Here is a 5,469-nt window from a genome sequence, read left to right as displayed (position 1 = left end):
TCCCAGTGCGGGGCTGGTGGTGGCGCGTCGGTTGGTGCCTGGTCCCAGAGGGGGGCGTCGGTCGCGGGTTCCTCTGGACGGCGGTCCCAGTGCGGGGTCGGCGGTGACGCGTCGGCTGGTGCCTGGTGCCAGAGGGAGGCGTCGGCTGCGGGTGTCTCCGGACGGCGGTCCCAGGGCGTGATCGGGGGCGACGCCTCGGGCGACCCCGGATTCCAGCGGGGATCCTCGTCCGTGGACGTCTCCGGGCGGCGCTCCCACGGCGACAGGCCGGACGACCGGCCCGTACGCGACGGCGGAGGTGTGGGCCGGCGCTCCCACGGCGCCGTGGCCGACGATGCGTGCGCGGCCACCGGTACGGCCGGGCGCTGCGGCTCCTCCGGCTCGTCGGCGGCCTCCTCACGGGCGATCCGCCGCCGTCGCTGCCGCCAGCCGAGGATCAGGCTGAGCAGGATCAGTGTGCCGCCGCCGCTCAGGACGGCGATCAGCACCAGGTCGGGGTCGCTGTGCTTGGATGGCGCCGACGCTGCCGGAGCCGTCGGCTGCGGCGGCTGGACGCCCGTGCCGTCGTGTTCGGCCTTGTTGATCTGCGCGGCCGTGTGCAGCGCGCCGTACGCGTCGGCGACGCCCGTGCCGATCTCGTTGCTGCGCCCGTCGGGCGGCCGGTGGGTGGCGCCCTCTTCCAGGGCCTGCTTGACCTCCTGCGCCGTGAGGTGCGGGTAACGCGCCTTGACGAGCGCGCTCATGCCCGCCACGAACGCGGCCGACGAACTCGTGCCGGTGCCGAGGATGTAGCCGTGCCCGGCGGCGTCGGCGCTGACGATCTCCACACCGGGGGCGGCGACCGAGATGTAGGTGTGCCGGTTGGTGAACTTGGCCGCCTTGAACGTGCGGTCGACCGCGCCGACCGCGATCACCCCGGGGTAGGCGGCTGGGTAGTTGCGCCGGTTGGCGCCGTCGCCGTCGTTGCCCGCCGACGCGACGAGCACGGCGCCCTTGCCGAGGGCGTACTTGATCGCCGCCTCCTCGGCGGTGTTGCCGTTGTAGAACAGGTTGCCGCCGCCGAGCGACATGCTGATGACCTGCGCGCCGTGGTCGGCGGCGTAGCGGATGCCCTCCGCGACGGCGTCCCGCGACCGGTTGACCTGCGCGTGGTCGTTGCGAATCGGGTCGTTCAGCTCCCAGGTCACCCGGATCGAGAGGATCTTGGCGTCGGGCGCCACGCCCATGACGCCCGCCGTCGCGCCGGCGCCGTGGCCGTGTCCGGCGATGAGGCTCGCCATCTCGGTGCCGTGCCGGCCCCAGTAGCGGCCGCCCGGCTTGCGCACGTGGCCGGTGAAGTCGGGGCCGTCGATGACGCGTCCGGCCAGGTCGGCCTGGTGGCCGTCGACACCGGTGTCGAGCACCGCGACGGTCACCCCGTTGCCGCGGGAGTACTTCCACGCGCGGGAGATGTGCAGCGCGTCGAGCGTCCACTGCTGGCCACGGTAGAGGTCGGTCGGCAGCGAGGCCGGGCGGGTGGGCTCGGCGGGCGAGGCGGACTCGGCGGCGGGAACGGACAGCACGCCGACCGCGATGCTGACCAGCACTGCCGAGGCCACGCGAGGGAAAGCGCGGCGAACTTCGGACAAGTGCACCGGTTTCCCTCCCGGCGGTCGACAGCGAGCGTAATTCTGCCACGGCCTGAGGTCGGATGCTTACGCGATTGAATGTGACGTGCGGCGATCGGGGCGAATATGGTCGAAATCCCGAGAGATGTGTACGGTGCACCTTGTACGCGTTCCGGGCCTGTGATCCCGATGGCCGCGCGCGGCGTCGTCCGCGCACCCCTTCCCTGGCGGCCATCCGGACTACCGGCCCGGATTCGTCTCCGGGGCCGGAGCCCAGGGTCTGTCTCGCAGTCCCGCGTCCAAGTGCCTCGCCGTGGGACACCGCTCGCCGCGAGCGGGGTCCTAAGCCGCCGGGCGTACGCGCGGAGCCGCCCGGCGTACGACGCGCGAGGCCGCGCCGCCGGGTCACCATCACCTCATGAACACCATGACGCTGACCGCGTACGGTCCCTGGCACGACGGCCACGCACACGGATGGTGGCCGGTCTTCCCGATCGGGTTCGCCGTGTTCTGGCTCCTGGTCCTCGGCGGCGGGTTCTACCTGCTGTCCAGGCGTTCGAAGTGGAGCGGAGGCGGCGCCGAGCGCGTGCTCGCCGAGCGCTACGCGCGCGGCGAGATCGACGAGGAGGAGTACCGTGAGCGGCTGGGCGTGCTGCGCTCGTAACCTCTGATCCCGAAGCCCCGCCGTCCTGCCGCGCGAAGCCATGGACGGCGGCTTCGCGTCAGGCCCCGGCCCGTCATTCGTCGTGTCGCCGAGCCGCCTCGACCTCCAGCCCGACCGCCTTCATGGCGGCCGTGTCGGTGGGGAAGTTCGCGGCGGCCTCGGCGAAGCGACCGAGCAGGTGCGCGAACATGCGCCGGTCCTCCTCGGGCCAGTCGGCGACGAGCTGGGCGATGAAGCGCCGCCGGAGCTCGTCGGTCAGCGCCCTGACCCGGTCGCCGGCCTCGGTGAGCCGCAGGTGCGCGCGACGCGCGTCGACCGGAGACGAGGTGCGCGAGACGAACCCGGCGTCGGTCGCGTGCCCGACGAGCCGGCTGGCGGTCGAGGGGTCGATGTCGAGGAAGTCCGCGACCGCGCCCACGGTGACGTCACCCTGCCCCGCGTCCTGGCCCGCGATCGCGTGGATGACCAGCAGACTGGACAGCTGGATCGGCCGCTCGCCGCTTCCGCACCGCTCGCGCAGGCGTTGGAGAAGATGCGGCTTGGCCCAGAGCCGGCGGAGCTGGAACGCCGCCCGTTCGATCTCCGCGACACTCGGGTCGATGTGCGGATTCACAAGGTCACAGTAGTTGAGTTGAACGAATACGACGCTCGTCCGGTTTTGGCCGTTTTACTGCTCTTCATCTCATCCCCACCAGAAGGCCGTGGCGATGATCCCGTACAGGACGATCAACGTCGCGCCCTCCAGCCAGTTCGACTCGCCGTCGAGTACCACCAGCACGGTGATCACTACCGCCATGATCAGTATGGCGATGAGCAGCGGCGACAGCACCAGTGTGAACGACGCGCCCACGATCGGCGAGAGCAGCACGAGGGCGGGGGCCACGACGAGGGCGACCTGCAGCGGGCTCTGCAGGATCACCGAGAGCGCGTAGTCGGCCTTGTTCTTGAGCGCGAACTGGATGCCGACGACGTTCTCGACGGCGTTCCCGGCGATCGCGACGATCACCAGGCCGGCGAACGCCTGGGAGATGCCGAGCGAGGAGATGGCGGGTTCGAGCGCGGCCACGAACCAGTCCGAGACGAACGCCGCGCCCACGCCGGTGATCGCCAGCATCGCCAGCGCGAGGCCGAGCGGCCAGGAGTGCTGCTTCTCCTCCGCGTCGGGCGAGGCGCCGTCGGGCGGGGCCGTGGCCGAGGAGGGCTCGGTCTCCTCGGCGTTCTTCTGCCGCTTGATCGAGGACGGCAGCGACGCCACGAACAGGCAGAGCAGCAGGACCGACACGACGATCGACAGGTCCCGCTCGTGCAGCGCGGCGCGGGTCGCGTGAGAGCCTAGCGCCGCGGTGAGCGAGGGGACGAGCAGGGCGGCCACCGAGAGCGCCAGGAGCATCGACAGTGTGCGGGCGGCGTCGCCGCCGAACTTCTGCCGCCCGTGCTTGATGCCGCCGAACAGGAACGCCATGCCGAGCACCAGCAGGACGTTCGCCAGGATGGATCCCACGATCGTCGCCGTGGCGACCTCGTACAGCTTCTTCTTCAGGGCGAAGAGCACGACGAACAGCTCGGGCAGGTTACCCAGGGCGCTCTGCACGACCCCGGTCGCACCGGAGCCGAGCCAGTTGCCGAGCGCCTCGACGCTCCGGGAGACCAGGCTGGCCAGCAGCGCCAGCGCGACGGCTGCCACGATGAACGGAGCGATGTCGCCGCCGAGTTTGGCGAAGTGGGCGACACCGGCGGCCGCGGACGCCAGAACGGCGCCGCCCAAAAGCCCCCAGTCGGAGCGGTTGAGACCCATGCGGAAGATCATGCCGTATTCGGACCAGCCGCTTTGACGGTTTCGTTACCTTTGAAGCGTCGGTCTCGCCGAAGGAGCGGGACGGATCAGTCGGCGACGGCGAGCCGTACGTGGGCTCCCGGCGGCAGGCCGAGCCGCTGCGCCGCGTCGCCGGAGTTGACCGCGAGGGCCACCCGGCCGGTGGCGTCGGTGTAGGCCACGAGCTCGCCCGGCGGCACGGACCCGAACGTCTCGCCGTACGCCATGCGCAGAGAGTGGCGGCCCAGCGTGACCGTGAGAGTACCGCCGCACCGCGCGCCGATCGCGTCCAGGTCCGCGTCGGTGAGGGAGAGCTGCACGTTGCCGAACCGGTCGACCGTGACCACCTCACCCTCGGCCGTGCCGTCGCGCACCGTGCGGTTCGGCGGCGGCAGGCGTACGAGACCGGCCGGGTCGATCTCGCTCCCGGCCGTCGCGACGTCACGGCCCGCGGCGATGTGGGCCGCCACGGGGGCGAAGATGTCGCGGCCGTGGAAGGTCGCCGAGACCGGCTCCACCCACAGCTCTCGCTCGGTCAGCTCCCACGCGCGCACGTCGGCGCCGGCCGCCGCCCAGGAGAGCACGCCGTTGTCCGGGCCGACGAAGACGCGGTCGCCGGCCGCGACCGCGATCGCGCGCCGGCGCGTGCCGACGCCCGGGTCGACCACGGCGACGTGCACGCCGGCCGGCAGGTACGGAACCGTCTGCGCCATGAGCGCGGCGCCGCGCCGGACGTCTCCGGGAGGCACGAGATGGGTGATGTCGATGATGCGAGCGGGTGGGCAGATGCTCGCGATGACGCCGTGACATGCGGCGACGAAGCCGTCTTCCAGCCCGTAGTCGGTCAGTAGCGTTACGCAGTGCTTCGGCATCACAGTTCAGGCTACGACAGGGGCCATCCGCGAGAACAGCGCGAACATGTCCCTGATCACGCGTAGCATGACAGCCCCCCGAACCCGTACAGAGGGGACCTGATGCAACCGGCGGACGCCCGGGGCGACGGCCCTAAGAACAGCCCTGACGACAACGGCCCCGAAAACGGCGGTGACGGCGGCCTGACCGACCGTGACCTGCAGATCCTTACCTTCGAGCGGCAGTGGTGGCAGCACGCGGGCGCCAAGGAGCAGGCGATCCGTGAGCACTTCGGCATGTCCTCCACCCGCTACTACCAGCTTCTCGGCCGGCTCATCGACCGTGCCGAGGCGCTCGAACACGACCCGATGCTCGTGAAGCGGCTGCGGCGGCAGCGGTCGCAACGCCAGCGCCAGCGGGCGGCACGCCGCCTCGGCATCCGCACCTGACGGAGACCGCCGTCCGCCGTGGCGGGGCGTTCGTACGCCGCCGTTCCGCTACCGCCGGGCGAACGCCGCGGCGCGGCACCCGCC

At 71.6% G+C, this 5,469-nt stretch carries 6 protein-coding genes; 2 read left to right on the top strand and 4 right to left on the bottom strand.

Annotated elements, in window-relative coordinates; all coding sequences use genetic code 11:
- On the bottom strand, positions 1-1,598 hold a 1,598-nt coding region (gene mycP / locus ACFFNX_RS40805; RefSeq protein ID WP_378211543.1), incomplete at its 3' end, for a type VII secretion-associated serine protease mycosin.
- Positions 1,599-2,025: 427 nt separating this feature from the next.
- On the opposite strand from mycP, the gene ACFFNX_RS40800 reads away from it, so the two are divergent.
- Complete coding sequence (locus ACFFNX_RS40800) at positions 2,026-2,271, top strand: SHOCT domain-containing protein (protein WP_378211542.1); 246 nt, start codon at positions 2,026-2,028, stop codon at positions 2,269-2,271.
- A 73-nt stretch (positions 2,272-2,344) separates the two neighbouring features.
- On the opposite strand, the gene ACFFNX_RS40795 is transcribed toward ACFFNX_RS40800, so the two are convergent.
- The 3 genes from ACFFNX_RS40795 to ACFFNX_RS40785 form a co-directional block, all read right to left on the bottom strand.
- Positions 2,345-2,884, bottom strand: coding sequence for a MarR family winged helix-turn-helix transcriptional regulator (locus ACFFNX_RS40795; protein WP_378211541.1), 540 nt, complete (start codon positions 2,882-2,884; stop codon positions 2,345-2,347).
- A gap of 69 nt (positions 2,885-2,953) precedes the next feature.
- On the bottom strand, positions 2,954-4,066 hold the full coding sequence (gene cax, locus ACFFNX_RS40790; RefSeq protein ID WP_378211540.1) for a calcium/proton exchanger: 1,113 nt from the start codon (positions 4,064-4,066) through the stop codon (positions 2,954-2,956).
- Between the two features lie 86 nt (positions 4,067-4,152).
- Positions 4,153-4,956 carry an SAM hydrolase/SAM-dependent halogenase family protein gene (locus ACFFNX_RS40785; protein ID WP_378211538.1) on the bottom strand — a complete coding sequence of 268 codons (804 nt, stop codon included), beginning with the start codon at positions 4,954-4,956 and terminating at the stop codon, positions 4,153-4,155.
- A gap of 102 nt (positions 4,957-5,058) precedes the next feature.
- On the opposite strand from ACFFNX_RS40785, the gene ACFFNX_RS40780 reads away from it, so the two are divergent.
- Entirely contained in the window at positions 5,059-5,385 is a 327-nt protein-coding gene (locus ACFFNX_RS40780; protein ID WP_378211537.1) for a DUF3263 domain-containing protein, read from the top strand.
- Positions 5,386-5,469: the final 84 nt, after the last annotated feature.

Origin of the sequence: Actinoallomurus acaciae, assembly GCF_042429965.1 — a bacterium.
GTDB classification, from domain to species: domain Bacteria; phylum Actinomycetota; class Actinomycetes; order Streptosporangiales; family Streptosporangiaceae; genus Actinoallomurus; species Actinoallomurus acaciae.
This window is presented reverse-complemented; position numbering and strand designations above follow the sequence as displayed.